This window comes from Pseudomonas sp. FSL R10-0399 (genome assembly GCF_009600165.1).
In the GTDB taxonomy this organism is placed as follows: domain Bacteria; phylum Pseudomonadota; class Gammaproteobacteria; order Pseudomonadales; family Pseudomonadaceae; genus Aquipseudomonas; species Aquipseudomonas helleri.
The window spans coordinates 1-516 of sequence record NZ_WIWK01000292.1 but is presented as its reverse complement, the minus strand read 5'-3'; the positions used below and the strand labels follow the sequence as shown (position 1 = coordinate 516).

Annotated in this window: 1 pseudogene; it reads left to right on the top strand. The window is 57.6% G+C overall.

Going from position 1 to position 516, the window contains the following annotated elements:
• Positions 1-28 precede the first annotated feature (28 nt).
• Positions 29-516: pseudogene (locus tag GHO41_RS29500) on the top strand (phage tail protein); the annotation flags it as partial.

Sequence of the window (516 nt, the reverse complement as noted above, 5' to 3'; positions counted from 1 at the left end):
ACTGACTTTCCAAGGGTGGTCTTCTACCGTGATCGAATTTTTCCCGAACAAGATGGCCGGCTCGGCGCCGATGGTCACGTACACGACTGATCGACGCATGACTCTGGAGCAGTGGCTGATCGAGCAGTCGCCCAGCTACCAGCTGATGGAGTCGCCTCCGATCAGCATTGTGCTGAATGACGAACTGATTGAGGCGAAGCGCTGGCACAAGGTGGTTTTCAAGCCGTCTGATCATGTCGAGATCTATCGCGAGCCCAAGGGCACTGACCCCTTCAGCATCACTTACGCCCTGTTTGCGGGCGCGAAAGCGGTGATGAAGATGATGGTGCCGAAGATGCCCGGCATGCCTTCGAACTCTACTGTGCAGGGCAACCCCCTGACCGAGGCCAGCGCCAAGGGCAACAAGGTCAAACTGGGCGACACCATTCGCCAGATCGCAGGCCACCAAAAGGTATACCCGTCCTACCTGGCTGAACCACGCACCTGGTTTGTTTCTCCACGGGAGCAGTGGATCGA